Origin of the sequence: Dictyobacter arantiisoli, assembly GCF_008326305.1 — a bacterium.
Classification (GTDB): Bacteria; Chloroflexota; Ktedonobacteria; order Ktedonobacterales; family Ktedonobacteraceae; genus Dictyobacter; species Dictyobacter arantiisoli.
This window is the reverse complement of the sequence record NZ_BIXY01000251.1, coordinates 1-1,083: the sequence shown is the minus strand read 5'-3', so window position 1 is coordinate 1,083 and position 1,083 is coordinate 1. Positions and strand designations below refer to the sequence as shown.

The following is a 1,083-nucleotide window of genomic DNA, read 5'->3' as shown; positions in this document are numbered from 1 at the left end:
GCCTCGCACGCATTGGTACCTATTTCTTCCCGAACGGAGTTTCTCTTTCAAAACTGAGTCTGCTCATGAGGGCTTACACAAAGGACACCTTTCTGCAAGCCCCGGTTTTAAAACGTGACACTTTTACACAAATGAGACTGTAGGAAAATGCCCACCGTGATGAAGGGAACTATGCCTCCTGAGGTAAAAGAGGAGGGATATGGTTCCGCTTTTCAAAGAAAGCCGCCTCCAGAGGGCTTTGGCACTCAACAATCGAACAGAACCATTGTGTCAGAGAGGCGTTATCTCTCCGTCCCATCATCCTGGGATGAATTTCCGAGATGAAAGATTTGTGACTAAGTGTCACGTTTTAAAACCGGGGTTCATGACAATCGCTGAATGTTCGACGGCCCCATTGTGCCCTGGTCGCCAGGGCGTATGCGATCATTATAACATGACAATGCCGAATGCGCGCTTATTATAAGATCTTTGCTCATTGTGCCCATCCTCTCGACCTCTGTTCCCCTTTCCCCGGCTGGACGTGTAATCTTTTTGACACTCCCCGGTATAAATACACGGGGATTCTTCTTTCACCCATCCGACGTGCCCAACAGGATTGCTCCTGAGAAGTAGAGGTCCAATGTCCAGAAGCGTTTCATGCACTCGCTGGTACATCAGTTGCCGTCTGCCCGACGGTACTGAGCGCCTTGGCTAAAATGTTACGCGCCGCATTGTGATCTCGATCCATAATCAATCCACACGCAGGACAGATGTGGGTGCGCACGCTCAGACTTTTCTTGACGAGCGTGCCACACCCACTGCAATTCTGGCTGGTGAAGTGGGGCACCACTTTGATGACGGGGATAGCATGCAGGGATGCATAGTATTGCACCCAGGTGAGGAAGCGACCCCAGGCTGCATCATTGATGGATTTAGCAAGGTGATGATTACGGATCATGTTGGCAATTTTCAAATTTTCAAAGTGAAGTAGGCGGCTGGCGCGTTGCCTTGCGGTACGTTTCCATCCGCCCCTTCCCGAACCGTACGTGCCACTTTCATGGCATACGGCTCTCCAGTTCTCCCGATTCATTGTACGGCTGTTTG

At 50.6% G+C, this 1,083-nt stretch carries 1 protein-coding gene; it reads right to left on the bottom strand.

All coding sequences use genetic code 11. From position 1 onward, the window contains the following. Window positions 1-634: 634 nt before the first annotated feature. Window positions 635-1,083 (bottom strand): RNA-guided endonuclease InsQ/TnpB family protein (locus F1593_RS28080; protein WP_235932755.1); only part of this gene is annotated, 449 nt, incomplete at its 5' end.